The organism is Arthrobacter sp. FX8 (assembly GCF_026723805.1).
GTDB lineage: Bacteria > Actinomycetota > Actinomycetes > Actinomycetales > Micrococcaceae > Arthrobacter.
Map to the genome: position 1 here is coordinate 2,331,447 of NZ_CP113505.1, position 14,877 is coordinate 2,346,323.

The 14,877-nt window shown below is 66.6% G+C and carries 11 protein-coding genes and 2 pseudogenes; 6 read left to right on the plus strand and 7 right to left on the minus strand.

All coding sequences use genetic code 11. The annotated features are described in order from the left end of the window. Positions 1–17 precede the first annotated feature (17 nt). From OUO20_RS10675 to OUO20_RS10685, 3 genes are all read left to right on the plus strand, one after another. Complete coding sequence (locus tag OUO20_RS10675) at positions 18–1,064, plus strand: ABC transporter permease (RefSeq protein ID WP_018769214.1); 1,047 nt, start codon at positions 18–20, stop codon at positions 1,062–1,064. Beyond that, a complete protein-coding gene (locus tag OUO20_RS10680; RefSeq protein ID WP_018769213.1) occupies positions 1,061–1,855 on the plus strand; it encodes an ATP-binding cassette domain-containing protein in 795 nt (264 codons plus the stop codon). The genes OUO20_RS10675 and OUO20_RS10680 overlap by 4 nt, the downstream gene beginning before the upstream one ends. 101 nt (positions 1,856–1,956) lie before the next feature. Further along, on the plus strand, positions 1,957–2,892 hold the full coding sequence (locus tag OUO20_RS10685) for a carbohydrate kinase family protein (RefSeq protein WP_268001706.1): 936 nt from the start codon (positions 1,957–1,959) through the stop codon (positions 2,890–2,892). A gap of 64 nt (positions 2,893–2,956) precedes the next feature. Here OUO20_RS10685 and guaB read toward each other — a convergent pair whose 3' ends face one another. Beyond that, positions 2,957–4,468, minus strand: a complete 1,512-nt coding sequence (guaB, locus tag OUO20_RS10690; RefSeq protein WP_018769211.1) for an IMP dehydrogenase — start codon at positions 4,466–4,468, stop codon at positions 2,957–2,959. Between the two features lie 227 nt (positions 4,469–4,695). Then, positions 4,696–6,726 (minus strand): acyltransferase family protein, encoded by a 2,031-nt coding sequence (locus OUO20_RS10695; RefSeq protein WP_268001707.1) that lies wholly within the window; start codon positions 6,724–6,726, stop codon positions 4,696–4,698. A 189-nt stretch (positions 6,727–6,915) separates the two neighbouring features. Between OUO20_RS10695 and OUO20_RS10700 the strand changes: the two genes are divergently transcribed. Beyond that, on the plus strand, positions 6,916–7,884 hold the full coding sequence (locus tag OUO20_RS10700) for a DUF389 domain-containing protein (protein WP_018769209.1): 969 nt from the start codon (positions 6,916–6,918) through the stop codon (positions 7,882–7,884). A 23-nt stretch (positions 7,885–7,907) separates the two neighbouring features. Here the strand turns inward: OUO20_RS10700 and OUO20_RS10705 are convergent. Continuing rightward, positions 7,908–9,430 (minus strand): annotated as a pseudogene (locus OUO20_RS10705) (ATP-dependent DNA ligase). Positions 9,431–9,486: 56 nt separating this feature from the next. Here OUO20_RS10705 and OUO20_RS10710 point away from each other — a divergent pair. Then, on the plus strand, positions 9,487–10,089 hold the full coding sequence (locus tag OUO20_RS10710; protein WP_018769207.1) for a dihydrofolate reductase family protein: 603 nt from the start codon (positions 9,487–9,489) through the stop codon (positions 10,087–10,089). Positions 10,090–10,157: 68 nt separating this feature from the next. Here OUO20_RS10710 and groL read toward each other — a convergent pair whose 3' ends face one another. From groL to OUO20_RS10725, 3 genes are all read right to left on the minus strand, one after another. After that, on the minus strand, positions 10,158–11,768 hold the full coding sequence (groL, locus tag OUO20_RS10715; RefSeq protein WP_018769206.1) for a chaperonin GroEL: 1,611 nt from the start codon (positions 11,766–11,768) through the stop codon (positions 10,158–10,160). Positions 11,769–11,847: 79 nt separating this feature from the next. Continuing rightward, the gene (gene groES, locus OUO20_RS10720; protein ID WP_018769205.1) at positions 11,848–12,141 is read right to left on the minus strand and encodes a co-chaperone GroES; all 294 of its coding nucleotides are present in this window, start codon (positions 12,139–12,141) and stop codon (positions 11,848–11,850) included. A 252-nt stretch (positions 12,142–12,393) separates the two neighbouring features. Then, positions 12,394–12,774 (minus strand): DLW-39 family protein, encoded by a 381-nt coding sequence (locus OUO20_RS10725; RefSeq protein WP_026265756.1) that lies wholly within the window; start codon positions 12,772–12,774, stop codon positions 12,394–12,396. A 52-nt stretch (positions 12,775–12,826) separates the two neighbouring features. Between OUO20_RS10725 and OUO20_RS10730 the strand changes: the two are divergent. After that, positions 12,827–14,052, plus strand: a pseudogene (locus tag OUO20_RS10730) (THUMP-like domain-containing protein). A gap of 4 nt (positions 14,053–14,056) precedes the next feature. Here OUO20_RS10730 and OUO20_RS10735 read toward each other — a convergent pair. Beyond that, the gene (locus tag OUO20_RS10735; protein WP_442781079.1) at positions 14,057–14,875 is read right to left on the minus strand and encodes a shikimate 5-dehydrogenase; all 819 of its coding nucleotides are present in this window, start codon (positions 14,873–14,875) and stop codon (positions 14,057–14,059) included. Positions 14,876–14,877: the final 2 nt, after the last annotated feature.

Consider the following 14,877-nt stretch of genomic DNA (forward strand, 5'->3'; position numbering starts at 1 on the left):
CTGTGACAGGAGCAACGATGACCCAGCAACAAACCGCAGGCCCGCCGGTTACCGGGCCCACCGACCTGGCCGAGGAATTCCTCGACCGCCAAACTCCCCTTAGCCGCATCCGCAATGTGCTGCACCGCTACCCGGCACTGAGCCCGGCCATCGTCCTGATTGTGGCGGTGGTGGTGTTCGGCCTGCTCAATGACCGCTTCCTGCGGTTCGAGAACCTGTCCCTGATCACCCAGCAGGTGTCCGTCGTCGGAACCCTGGCCATCGCCCAGACCCTCATCATCCTCACCGCCGGAATCGACCTTTCCGTGGGCGCCGTGATGATCCTGGCCTCCATGGTGGTGGCGCAGTTGGCTGTGAACAACGGCATGCCGGGACCCATCGCACTGGTGGCGGGGCTCGTCGTCGGACTTGCCGCCGGGGCTGTCAACGGCTTCCTGGTGACCAGGTTCCGGCTCCCTCCATTCATCGTGACGCTGGGAACCCTGAACATCTTCATCGCCCTGACCCTGCTCTACTCGGGCGGCTCCACGGTCCGTGGCTCGAGCATGCCGGGGCTCCTGACCTGGATGGGCAGCACGTTCCCCGTTGGGCCCGTTCGTATCTCCACCGGCGTGGTCATGATGCTCCTGCTCTATGTGGCGGTCGCCTTCATCCTGGGCAAGACGGCGTGGGGGCGGCACGTGTACGCAGTCGGCGATGACAAGGAAGCCGCCCGCCTGGCCGGTATCCCCGTCAACCGCGTCCTGATGAGCGTCTACCTCGCGGCCGGCGCGGTGCTGGCGATTGGAGCCTGGATCCAGATCGGGCGTACCAACGCAGCAAGCCCCAACGCCGGGGTGGACCTGAACCTGGACTCCATTACCGCCGTCGTGATTGGCGGGACCAGCCTCTTCGGCGGCCGCGGCTCCGTCTGGGGATCCCTCCTCGGTGCGCTGATCGTGGGCGTTTTCCGCAACGGGCTTTCCCTGGCCGGGCTGGACGTGCTGTTCCAAACCCTCGCCGTCGGCGTCCTCATCATCATCGCTGTGTCGATCGACCAGTGGATCCGAAAGGTGAAGTCATGACCTCCACCGGCATTGAATCCCCCAAGACCGAAACCCGGCAGCCGATCCTCCAGGCGCGGAACCTCGTCAAGACCTTCGGCAAGGTGGTTGGCCTTGACGGTGTCAGCCTTGAGCTGTATCCGGGCGAAGTGCTGGCCATCATCGGCGACAACGGCGCCGGCAAGTCCACCCTCATCAAGTGCCTCACCGGGGCCGAGGTTCCGGACTCGGGCGAGCTCCTGGTCTCCGGCCAGCCGGTGCACTTCAAGCGTCCGCAGGATGCCCGCGCGCATGGAATCGAAACGGTCTACCAGAACCTGGCGGTCTCGCCGGCCCTGGACGTGGCCTCGAACCTGTTCCTGGGCCGGGAGGAACGGGTGGCCGGACCGCTCGGGTCCATCTTCAGGGTCCTGGACACCAAGGGGATGCGCCGTAAGGCGAAGGAGGAGCTCACCCGCCTCGGAATTTCAACCCTTCAGGATGTCACCGTCCCAGTGGAGAACCTCTCCGGCGGACAGCGCCAGGCCGTGGCTGTGGCAAGGGCAGCAGCGTTCGGTTCCAAGGTGGTGGTGCTCGACGAGCCAACCGCGGCACTGGGCGTGCGGGAGTCGAACCAGGTCCTCCAGCTGGTCCGGGATCTGCGGGACCGCGGCCTTCCAGTCATCCTGATCAGCCACAACATGCCGCACGTGTTTGACGTTGCCGACAGGATCCACATCCAGCGTCTCGGCAAATGCGCCGCCACGATCACCCCGAAGTCGCACAGCATGACCGACGCGGTGGCCATCATGACCGGCGCCGCCACGGCCTGATCCGCGTTCGACCGCTTTCCTTCACTCCCCTTCCTGTTCGCGGACCTGCTCGCCTGCCCCGGGCGGCAGGTCCGCGCCCGTCTTCACGAAAGTTTGCTCCCATGTCCTACACCAGTGGCTCCGGCACCAGCGCCTCCACTCCCGATGTCATCGTGGTTGGCGAAGCACTCGTCGACGTCGTCCGCACCTCCGAAGGAACGGCGGAGCACCCCGGCGGTTCCCCGGCCAACGTCGCCTACGGGCTGGCACGGTTGGGCGTGCGAACCAGCCTCCTGACCTCAATAGGCGACGACGAACGCGGCGCCTTGATCGAGCGCCACCTGGGCAGCGCCGGAGTTGCGCTGCTGCCAGGGTCGAAATCACCGGGCCGCACGGCTTCCGCCACCGCCACGCTAAGCGCTGACGGGTCCGCCAGCTACGAATTCGACGTTTCCTGGGAGCTGCCGCCGGTGCACCCCGCCACCTTTCCCAAGGTGCTCCACACCGGCTCGATCGCCAGCTTCCTGGCGCCCGGAGCCGGTTCCGTCAAGAGCCTCCTGGAACGGGCGCACCGTGAATGCCTGGTTTCCTACGATCCCAATATCCGCCCCGCACTCTTGGGCAGCCACGCGGAAGCCCTCGCTGTTTTCGAAGACCTGGCCCCCTTAGCCGACGTGCTGAAGCTTAGCGACGAGGATGCCCGGTGGCTCTACCCGGGGGTGACGTTCGAGGACGCCGCGGCGCGGATCCTGGAACTTGGTGCGGGCCTGGCTGTGGTCACCATGGGTTCAGCCGGCTCGCTGCTGGCAACACCCGCCACACGGGTGCACATTCCGTCCGTCCAAACGGTAGTGGCAGACACCATCGGAGCCGGTGATTCCTATATGGCGGCCCTGATCTACGGCCTGCTCTGCCGGAGCACCGATGGCTTGGCGCCGTCCGTCCTGGAAACCCTGGGCAGGATGGCATCCAAGGCTGCCGCGATTACGGTCAGCCGCCCTGGCGCCAATCCGCCCACCCTTGAGGAGCTGACGTCGGAACTGCAGCCGGCGGTATAGGGGCTTAAATGCGGAAGGAGGCGGGGAATTCCCCACCTCCTTCCGCAGCATTAAGCCACCGGGATCAGCGCGAACCGTAGTTCGGCGCCTCCACGGTCATCTGGATGTCATGCGGGTGCGATTCCTTGAGTCCGGCAGACGTGATGCGGACAAACTTGCCGCGGGCCTTCAGCTCCGGGATGGTCGGTGCGCCGGTGTAGAACATGGTCTGGCGCAGGCCCCCCACCAACTGGTACGCCACCGAGGACAGCGGCCCGCGGTAGGCAACGCGGCCTTCGATGCCTTCGGGGATCAGCTTGTCGTCGCCGGACACGTCCGCCTGGAAGTAGCGGTCCTTGGAGTAGGACGTGTTCTTGCCGCGGGACTGCATGGCGCCCAGGGAGCCCATGCCGCGGTAGGACTTGAACTGCTTGCCGTTGACGAAGATCAGCTCGCCCGGGGACTCGTCACAGCCCGCCAGCAGCGATCCCAGCATGACGGTGTCGGCTCCGGCCACCAGTGCCTTGCCGATGTCGCCCGAGTACTGCAGGCCGCCGTCGGCGATCAGCGGCACGCCGGCCGGCATGGCAGCCTTGGCGGATTCGTAGATGGCGGTAATCTGCGGGACGCCCACGCCGGCCACCACGCGGGTGGTGCAGATGGAGCCCGGACCAACACCCACCTTGATGCCGTCCGCGCCGGCGTCGATCAGTGCCTGGGCGCCTTCGCGGGTGGCAGCCTGGCCGCCGATGATGTCCACGTGGGCGGCCACGGGGTCGGACTTGAGCCGGCGGATCATGTCCAGCACACCCTGGGAGTGGCCGTTGGCGGTGTCCACGAACAGGGCATCGACGCCGGCGTCCACCAGGGCCATGGCCCGCTCCCAGCCGTCACCAAAGAAGCCGATGGCAGCACCCACGCGGAGCCGGCCCTCGTCGTCCTTGGTGGCCAGCGGGTACTGCTCGGCTTTGGTGAAGTCCTTGGTGGTGATGAGGCCCTTGAGCCGGCCCTGCTCGTCCACCAGCGGGAGCTTTTCGATCTTGTTGGTTGCGAGCTTGTGCGAGGCTTCCTCGCGGCTGATTCCCACGTGTCCGGTGACCAGGGGCATCTTGGTCATGACGTCGCTGACCAGCCGCAGCGGGAAATCGGACTCGGGGACAAAGCGGGTGTCGCGGTTGGTGACGATGCCCAGCAGGCGGTTGTCCTCGTCCACCACGGGCAGGCCGGAGACGCGGTAGTGGGCGCAAAGGTCATCAAGTTCCCGCAGCGTGGCCTCGGGACGGATGGTGAGCGGGTTGGTGATCATCCCTGACTCGCTCCGCTTGACCCGGTCCACCTGGTCAGCCTGGTCGGCGATGGACAGGTTGCGGTGCACCACGCCCAGGCCACCCTGGCGGGCCATCGCGATGGCCATGCGGGATTCCGTCACGGTGTCCATTGCGGCGGAAAGCAGCGGGGTCTGCACCGTGATCCGCTTGGAGATCCGCGAGGAGGTGTCTGCTTCGGACGGGATCACGTCGGTGTGGCCCGGCAGGAGCAGGACGTCATCGTAGGTCAGGCCGATGAAGCCAAAGGGGTTGTGTTCGGGCTCGGTCATGAGTGCGCCTCTTACCTTGGTTGCTGGGTCACGGGTAGGGGTTGCAGCCGATGACCAGCCCGTTATTACGGAACTGGCCTGTGCAGACGATCCTGCGGGACCACCGTGCAGGACGGCGTTCCGGGGGCAGAAAGTGTTGAGTAAATATTAGAACCTCGGCGCCGATCCCCCTATTCCACACCGGTAATGTGAGCAACCGCACGCCCCCACCCACCCTTAGGGCCGGCTCAGCTCCAGCCGGTTGCAGCCAGCAGCCGCTGCTCGAACATGGGGATCATGGTCTCCACATAGGTTCTGGTCAGGTGGTTGTCGTCCTTGTAGACGTACACGTTCCCCACCACCGCAGGGCAAACGCCCCGGGCACAGATGAAGTCACTCATGTCCATCAGGTGCAGCCCGGGCAGCTTGCCGCGGTAGTTCTCCAGTGGCGATGGCTCCACCAGGGACTCGGCGAGCGATGGATTGCAGGCAGCCGCGCCGGCGCCGTTCCGTTGGGCGCACTGGGGCATGTTGAAGGTGAATCTCGGGTTGTCGCGGATTCCCACGATCTCGATCCCCGCGTCGGCGAACGGCTTGACGCCGTCAAGGTACCCCGGCACCTCCGTTTCGAACGGGGCATCCTCATGGGTCAGCGTTGCCACGGTGAACACCGCATCCGGGCGGTGTTCCAGGACGTAGGCGGAGCTGGCCTTGTTGTAGGCGTTGCATTCGGCATTCCTGGTCTCCGATTCGGCGCCGAACCGGCATGCGGGCATCAGGAGGGTGACCAATTCCCACCCACGCGCGGCCGCCACGGGAGCCAGCGCTGCCAGGTACTGCTGGGCATGGGAGTCGCCCAGCACCACGATGCGCCGGGTGGACGGTTCCTCCGGAAGCTCCTGCCGGCACCCCTCCAGGATGGGATCGCCCGTGGCGTTGGCACCTGTGCAGGGCGAGTCGATCCCGGCCCAGTCGTTGTCCAGGGCGGTGGGCCCGGGGATGGTCCTGGCCCTGGGCGCGGGCGTGCTTTCGTTCTCCGGCGTGAGCGCCAGGGCCCCCGGCGTCAGCTCACGGGGCTGTGCCGCCGTCGCGCTTTCCTCTGCGGTGAGCGATGTCTGCCAAACCGCCACGGGACCAGCCAGCAAGGCACCGCAGGCAACAATGACGACGGCGGTCCGCCAGGCGCGAAGCTTGGGCCAATGCCAGTCGCGCAGCGGCTTTTCAACAAAGCGGGTGGTCAGGACAGCGAGCACGATGGAGGCAGCGACGATGCCCAGTCCCTGCTTGAGGTTGGGTGACTCCACGCCGGTGGCCGCGAGCGCCAGCACCAGGACCGGCCAGTGCCAGAGGTAGAGCGCGTAGGAGTTGTCACCCAGGGCGACGGCGGGGCGGCTGCTGAGGAGCCGGTCTACGCCGAACCGGCTGCCGGTTTGCCCTGCGATGATGATGGCCGCCGCGGCCAGTGTGGGCCAGAGTGCCACGTACCCGGGAAAGGACCGGTCGACGGTCAGGACCAGCCCGCAGGACACCATGGCTGCCAGTCCGGCCCAGCCCAGGGCCACCCGCACCACGCGGCCGGGCTTGACGTAGGGCAGCGCCAGTGCCAGCAACGATCCCAGCGCAAACTCCCAAAGCCGGGCGCGCGTATCGAAGTAGGCGTAGGCCTGGTTGCCGGCGGTCTGGTCAATGGAGTAGGCAAGCGACACCGCCAAAACCGTTCCAAAGACTGCGCCGAGCAACCCTCGGTAGGTCAGCCCCTGCAGGCGGGGAACCCGGCGCAGCCGGTTCAGCAACGCAGCGGTCGCGGCAAAGATCAGTGGCCACAGAATGAAGACCTGTCCCTGGATGGACAGGGACCAGAAGTGCTGCAGCGGACTGGCTCCGGCGTGGTCCTGCGCGTAGTAGTCCACTGCATTGTCTGCCAGGAGCCAGTTCTGCCGGTAAAGGAGGGACGCCCAGGCCTGGTCCAGCACCTGTGGCCAGCGGCCCTGCGGCAGGATCAGCCAGGTGCCTGCCAGCACTCCAAGGATCACCACGACGGCGGCCGGCAGCAGTCGCTTGAAAAGGTGCAGCCAGTGCGCCATCAGCTTGAAAGGGTGGCCGGATTCGGCTTTGCGGACGAAGGAAAGCGTGAGCAGGAACGCCGAGATCAGCAGGAAGATGTCCACGCCGCCGGACACGCGGCCCAGCCACACGTGGTACGCCACCACCATCAGGACAGCCAGGGCCCGGAGCCCCTGGACCTCGGGGCGGAAAGTGGGCTTCCGTTTCCTGTTCACGGAACTGGACTGTTTCCTGTTCGCGGCACTGGACGGGGGTTCAGGTGCCTTCGACGTTTCCGTTATCGACACTAGAACCTCTCAGGACGCCCGCCAGCCAAAGCATCAAGCTTAGCCAAGCCGGTCAGCAACGGCCAATCAACGCACCTGTTCGGACTATGCTGGGCCCAATCATCGAAGGGAGACGGCGTGGTTGTCCAACTGCGGATTTGCGTGCCGGGCGAGCTGTCCGCCGTGACGCTGAAGACGTGCCGGGACCAGCGGGGCGCGGCAGAGGTTGCGCTGGTTGCGGGTGCGTCGGTGGTCCCGGAAGGCGACGTTATCGAGGTCCTGATCGCCCGGGAGTCAGTGGAGGAACTCCTCGAGAAGCTGGAGATCCTGAAGGTCCAGGACGTTGGATCCATTGCCATGTCCACGCCGGAATTAGTCCTGTCAAAGAAAGCCGACCGGGCGGAGCGGGCCGCCCCCGGGGACGGTGCGGACGCAGTGATCTGGGACGACGTGACGCGGCAAACCGGAGAGGACTCCCGCCTGACATGGAACTTCCTCGCCTTCCTGGTGCTCGCAACCCAGCTTGCCGGGATCGGCATCGTGACGGACTCCCCCATCGCGATTGTGGGAGCCATGGCGGTAGGTCCCGAGTTCGGACCGCTGGCCGCCCTCGCCGTCTCGCTTGCCACCCGGCAGTGGAAGCTTGGCCGCCGTGCTGCCATTGCCCTGGGTGTCGGGTTCCCCGTGGCCATGCTGCTGGCGGCACTGACGGCGTGGCTGTCGGTGCCCCTCGGTCTCTTCCCGCGAGATGCCCTGGACAAGGGTTCCGCGGTGGAATTCATCTACCATCCGGGTCCGTATTCGCTGATTGTTGCCGTCCTGGCCGGCATCGCGGGAATGCTCTCCATCATCGGCCGGCGCTCCGCGGCCCTGATCGGGGTCTTCATCTCGGTGACCACCGTTCCGGCGGCAGGGTACGTTGCGGTGGCCCTGGTCCTGGGGGAATACCAGAAGGCTGCGGGCTCGGCGCTCCAGTTGCTGCTCAACCTCGTGGGCATCGTGGTGGCCGCCCTCGCGGTACTGCTTTTCTACCGCATGGTTTCCAGGCGCGTGCCGCACGGGGTGGCACGGAACCTGAGGCGCCAGCGGAGCGGGGCCCGCAACTAAGGAGCCTCCGCATTCACGGTGCGCTACGGCCGCAGCAGGGCGCGCAGGGTCTGGATCGTGTCTGCTTCGGCCGCAGCCTTGTCATCCCGGTAGCGCTTGACCCGGGCAAACCTCAGGGCGATGCCGCCGGGATAGCGCGGTGACTGCTGCACGCCGTCGATGGCGATTTCCACCACCGTGACCGGCTCAACCCACACCGTGCCGGCCGTGCGCCGCACCTCAAGCTCCTGGAACCTCTCCGTCTGCCATCGCAGCAGTTCGTCGGTGAGGCCCTTGAAGGTCTTGCCCACCATGACGTAGCCGCCGGGTTCTCCGAACTCCCCAGCGGGGTCAAGGGCGCCCAGGTGCAGGTTGGACAGCATCCCGGTGCGGCGCCCGGACCCCCATTCGCAGGCGAGCACCACCAGGTCGTACGTCAGCACCGGCTTGACCTTCACCCAGTTGGCTCCGCGCCGGCCGGCCGCGTAGGTGGAACCGATGGCCTTCACCACAACGCCTTCATGGCCTGCGGCAAGCGCCTCCTGCGACACCCGTTCCGCAACGGCGGGATCGGCCGTGACCTCCCCGGTATCCGGTGCTCCGGCGCGATCCGCTCGAGCTCACTGATCCGGGCGGACAGCGGCTCATCAAGCAGGTCCCGCCCATCGATATGCAGCACGTCGAAGAACCAGGGATGCAGCACCGTCTCACGCGCGGCATCCGCACCGAAGCGCGCCATGGTTTCCTGGAACGGCCGCGGGCCGCCTTCCTCGTCCAGGGCCAGGGTTTCACCGTCAAGGATCACGTCCCGCAGCGGCAGCCCGCGAACCAGGTCCACCACCTCTGGGAGCCGGTGGGTGACGTCGGCGAGGTTGCGCGTGTAGATGCTGACGTCGTCGCCGGACCGGTGCACCTGGATGCGGGCGCCGTCGAGCTTGTATTCCACCGAGGCCTCCCCGGTCGCCTCCAGGGCTGCGCTGGGACTGGCCGCGGTGGCCGCCAGCATGGGCTGCACGGGGCGGCCAACCACCAGGCCGACGGCGTCCAGCTCGGCTTCGGTGCCCGTGATGGCCAGCAGGGCTGCTCCGCCCAGGTCGCCCGAAAGCATCGCAGCGCGCCGTACGGCGGCAACGGGCTTCCCGGCAGCGCGGGCAACGGCATCCGTCAGCACTCCCTCCAGGGCTCCTATACGCAGCTCGCCAAGCAGGACACCTGCGATGAAGGCCTGCTCAGAAGCAGTGGCTGCCACCATCAGCGTCCGGAGGGTGGCCGCGCGCCCCGCGCCCGATCCGGTACCCGCCGTGGCAAGCAGCCGGTCCAGGGCAGCGTCGAGGTCGGCCAGGGTGAGGGTTGGTTCGACGGCGGGTTCCTCCTTGGCCGCCGCCACGGCACTCCATCCGACGCCCACGCGTCCCTGGCGGGGCTTGGCAACCAGCCAGCCCACCGCCGTCGGGATTTCCGCCGGCTCAAGCCGGCCCAGCAGCTGGGCCAGCGCATCCACCTTGGCCAGCCGGGAGCGGGTGGAGGTGACGGCCTCGGCGGTGTTGACGAGCTCAAGGAGCAGCATGGCACCATCCTGCCACGGCACTGGACAGGGCCGGAGCCCCGTTCCAGACTTGGTGGATGGGCAACATCGTCGCGAACCTGTTCATCACCCTGGACGGCGTCTACCAGGCGCCCGGCGGCCGCGAGGAAGACAGCGAGGGCGGGTTCAACCTTGGCGGCTGGCAGGCACCGGTCTCCGACGACGAATCCGGCGCCGCCATTGCGGCTGGAATAGCGCGGATGGATGCCCTGCTCCTTGGCAGGAAGACCTACGACATCTTTGCCGCCTACTGGCCCCAGCAGTCCGGGGACATCGCGGACACGCTCAACCGGATACCCAAGTTTGTGGTGTCAAGCTCCTTGTCCGATCCGGCATGGGCCGGCACCACCGTGCTGCCGGATGCCGCGGCGGCGGGCGGACTCCGGGACGAGTACCAGCAGGTGCACATGTTCGGCAGTGGCGTCCTCATCCGGTCCCTGCTGGAGGCGCAAGTGCTGGACCGCCTTCATCTCTGGCTGTATCCGGTCACCCTGGGGCAGGGCAAGCGGCTCTTCGACGCCGGGACGGTCCCCTCAACATTCCGCCTCGCCGAGCCGGTACGCAGCTACCCCAAGGGAGCCGTGTCGTTGGTCTACGAGCCTGCGGGCGGAGTCGAAACCGCCGAGATGGCGGCTACGTAGCACCCGGAACACAGAAAACCGGCCCAGCTGGTGCTGGACCGGTTTTCTGTATGTGAAGACGGGCAGGATCAGTGGCTGTGGCCTGCGTGCTCGTCCTCTTCGGCCGGCTTCTCCACGACAAGGGTCTCGGTGGTGAGAACCAGCGCGGCGATGGAGGCCGCGTTGCGGAGGGCTGCACGGGTGACCTTGACGGGGTCGATGACGCCCGCAGCGATCAGGTCCTCGTACTCGCCGGACTTGGCGTTGAACCCGTTGTTGATTTCCAGGTCGGCAACCTTGGAGGTGACCACGTAACCGTCGAAGCCGGCGTTCTGGGCGATCCAGCGCAGGGGCTGGACCAGCGCGCGGCGGACAATGCCGACGGCCGCGGCAGCGTCGCCTTCGAGGGCGTTGACGGCGGCATCCTCATCCAGTGCCTTGAGGGCGTGGATCAGGGCCGAGCCGCCGCCGGCCACGATGCCTTCTTCGAGGGCAGCGCGGGTGGAGGACACTGCGTCCTCGATGCGGTGCTTCTTTTCCTTCAGCTCAACCTCGGTTGCGGCACCCACCTTGATGACGCCGATGCCGCCGGCCAGCTTGGCCAGCCGCTCCTGGAGCTTTTCGCGGTCCCAGTCGGAATCGGTGCGGGTAACCTCGGCGCGCAGCTGGGCAACGCGTGCGGCCACGTCCTCGGCCGAGCCTGCGCCGTCGACGATGGTGGTGTTGTCCTTGGTGACGGTGATGCGGCGGGCGGTACCCAGCACCTCCAGGCCAACGGTGTCCAGGCTCAGGCCCAGCTCCGGGGAGACAACCTGCGCACCGGTGAGGGTGGCGATGTCCTGCAGCATGGCCTTGCGGCGGTCGCCGAAGCCGGGAGCCTTGACGGCAACAACGTTCAGGGTGCCGCGGATGCGGTTGACGATGAGCGTGGACAGGGCCTCGCCCTCGACGTCCTCGGCGATGATGAACAGCGGCTTGGAAGCCTGCAGTGCCTTTTCCAGCAGCGGCAGGAATTCCTGGATCGAGGAGATCTTGCCCTGGTTGATCAGGATAAGGGCGTCCTCGAGGACTGCTTCCTGGCGTTCCGCGTCGGTGACGAAGTACGGGGACAGGTAGCCCTTGTCGAACTGCATGCCCTCGGTGAGGACCAGTTCGGTCTGGGTGGTGGAGGACTCTTCGATGGTGATGACGCCATCCTTGCCCACCTTGCCAAAGGCCTCGGCGAGCAGTTCGCCGATTTCGTCGCTCTGGGCCGAGATGGCGGCAACGTTAGCCACCTGGGTGCCTTCGACCGGGCGGGCGTTTTCGAGCAGGCGGGCAGCCACGGCTTCAACCGCAACTTCGATGCCGCGCTTGATCTGGCCGGGAGCGGCGCCGGCAGCAACGTTGCGCAGGCCTTCCTTGACCAGGGCCTGGGCCAGGACCGTGGCGGTGGTGGTGCCGTCGCCGGCAACGTCGTTGGTCTTGGTGGCTACTTCCTTGGCCAGCTGCGCGCCAAGGTTCTCGTAGGGATCGTCAAGTTCCACTTCACGGGCGATGGTGACGCCGTCATTCGTGATGGTGGGGGCGCCCCACTTCTTGTCCAGGACGACGTTGCGGCCGCGGGGGCCGAGCGTCACCTTGACGGTGTTCGCGAGCTTATCGATGCCGGCCTCAAGGGACCGGCGGGCAGCGTCGTTAAACGCAAGCTGCTTTGCCATGGTTTTGTCCTTTCAAAGACAGAAACCCCGCACTGCCGGCCAGCATGAGCATGGCCGGCGGCACGGGGATCCGGAAGAGTTACTTGACGACGACAGCCAGGACGTCGCGGGCGGACAGCACCAGGTACTCGGTGCCGCCGGTCTTGACTTCGGTTCCGCCGTACTTGGAGTAGATGACGACGTCGCCAACGGCAACGTCAACCGGAACCCGCTGGCCGTCTTCGAAACGGCCGGGGCCTACTGCAACAACTTCGCCTTCCTGCGGCTTCTCCTGGGCGGAGTCCGGGATGACCAGGCCTGAAGCCGTGGTCTGCTCGGCTTCGAGCGGGCGGACAACAATACGATCCTCAAGAGGCTTAATAGAGACCGACACTCGGACCTCTCCTTTTCGTCAGCAAAATTCGTGGACTGGAAAGCTTTCCGCCGTGGCTGGCAAACCGTCGTCGCGGTGCCGGCAGCAGCCTGGCTGGCAGCTCTTCATGTGTTAGCACCCTCCTAGGGAGAGTGCTAATGAAGACTCTATGTAAGGGTTAGCACTCGGTCAAGGTGAGTGCCAACGTTTCGTCATCGGCGTAAGCCTTTCGGGCTCCGGCCGACGGCGGTCCAGGGCGGCAAACATGCTTCCCTAACGGCCCAGGTCGTCGAAGTCCACGTCCTCGCCACCGTCGGCCTCGCCGCCTCCCTGCTGACGTTTCCGGTAAAGCACCCAACCGGCCCCGGCTGCGGTGAGTACGGCAACAACGAGGAAGAAAATGCTCCCGGCCCGTGCGCCGTCGTACAACCCGCGGATGTCCCGCGCCTCCTGCGTGTTGTCGTGGATGTCGTTGCCGCCCACCGAATAAACGGTGGCGTTGAACGTGTCCAGCAGGAAAATGATCACCAACAGGGCGATGCACACCACGGCCACCACGGCCGCGGCGATCAGGGCTGGACGGGCAAACCTAGCCACACCGCGGTCCCTGGGTCGATGTTCGCCGGTCTCCCCTGGGGCTGCGCTGTCATCCATGGTTTCAACAGTATCCGTATCCCGGCAGCCGTCCTCCACTAGGCTGGAAACCATGCCCCACGCTCCCCAGGACCAGATCGCACCCCTGTTGACCCCCGAAGGCTGGGAGTTGCTGGCATCGCTGGGCCCCTACCGCGAAGAGGACGCGTTTGAGCTCAATTCGGCGCTCCGGAAAGCCGGCCACCCGGGCGAACTTGTATCCGCCGTCCTGACGCAATCCAGGCTGCGGACCAGGGCCGAGGCGAAGTTTGGTGAGTTCGCCCGCCAGATGCTTTTCACCCAGGCAGGCCTTGAGCAGGCCACCCGGCTGAACGTCGCCGCACACCACGCGCAGCGGTTCGCCGCAGCCGGGATCCGGCACGTGGCGGACCTGGGCTGCGGTCTTGGTGCCGACGCCATGGCCCTGGCTTCCCTGGACATCACCGTCACCGCCGTGGAGATGGATGAAACCACCGCCGCCTGCGCCACCATGAACCTCATCCCCTTCCCCAATGCCACGGTGGTCCACGCGGACGCGGCATCGGTCCCGCTGGAAGGGATCGACGGCGTCTGGCTGGATCCGGCACGCCGCGTCACTTCCACGTCGGGGACCAAGCGGATCTGGGACCCGGAGGCTTTCTCACCGCCGTTGTCCTTCGTGGAGTCGCTGGCCGCCGGGGGAAGGCGGTGGGCGTGAAGATGGGCCCGGGCATGCCCCACGAGTCCGTGCCCACGGGATGCGAAGCCCAGTGGGTGTCGGTGGCCGGGGACGTGACCGAGGTGACCCTCTGGTTCAACGCCGTGCGCAGGCCCGGGGTCCGCCGGGCTGCCCTGGTCCTGGGGTCCCAGGGGCCCGCCGAGCTGACCAGCGCAGAGGACTTCGGCGCTGGCCCGGCCGCTCCGGTGGGACCCGTGGAGGGTTACCTGTACGAACCCGACGGCGCCGTGATCCGTGCCGGGCTGGTTGCCGACGTGGCGCTGCAGCTCGGCGGGCACCTGGTGGATGAACACATTGCCTACATCTGTGCCGCGGAACTTCTGGACACCCCGTTCGCCAAGGCTTACAGGGTCCTGGAAGTCATGCCCTACAACGTCAAGGCACTCAAGGCCTGGGTGAAGGAGGAGGGGATCACCGTGCTGGACATCAAGAAGCGCGGCACAGCGGTGACCCCGGAAGAGCTGCGGAAGCAGCTCCTCCCGCAGGGCAAGGGCGCCGCCAAGGGTTCCGCCAGGACGGCCACGCTGGTCCTGACTCGCATCGGCGAGGACCGCGTGGCCATCGTGGTGGAACCGGTGTAAACGCCTACTGGGCGCGCATGAACTCCTCGGCTGCCCGGACCTGTTCCGCGGTGGGGCGCACTCCCGTGTACAGCACAAACTGTTCCAGGGCCTGGATGGTGGCAACCTCCGCACCGGTGATGACGTGCTTGCCTGCCGCGCGGGCGGCCCGGATCAGCGGCGTCTCGGCGGGCAGTGCCACCACGTCGAAGACCACGCGTGCGGCCTCGATGGCCTCCGCGGGGAAGGACAGGCTGTCAGCTTCGGCGCCGCCCGCCATGCCGATGGGGGTGACGTTGATGATCATGTCCGCCGTCCCGCCGTCGAGCGCTGCACGCCACTGGAAACCGTACTGTCCTGCGAGCGCACGCCCGGCGGCCTCGTTCCGGGCGATGACGGTGACGTCCTTGAAACCGGCGTCCCGGAGCGCGGCGACGGTGGCCTTGGCCATCCCGCCCGCCCCCTGGACCAGCACGGAATAGTCGGTGGGGACCCCGTTGGATGCCAGCAGCTGCTCAATGGCCGTGTAGTCGGTGTTGTACGCCTTGAGGTGGCCGTCGGTGTTCACGATGGTGTTCACGGAGTCGATGGCCTTGGCGGACGGGTCCATCTCGTCCACCAGCGCGATGACGTCTTCCTTGTACGGCATGGAGATGGCACAGCCGCGGATGCCCAGGCCCCGCACTCCGGCGATGGCCTGTTCCAGGTTGGTGGGCGCGAACGCCTTGTAGATCCAGTTCAGGCCCAGCTGCCCGTACAGATGGTTGTGGAAGCGGGTCCCGTTGTTGCTGGGGCGGGCCGACAGCGAGATGCAGAGGGTCATGTCTTTATTCAGAATGGGCACCA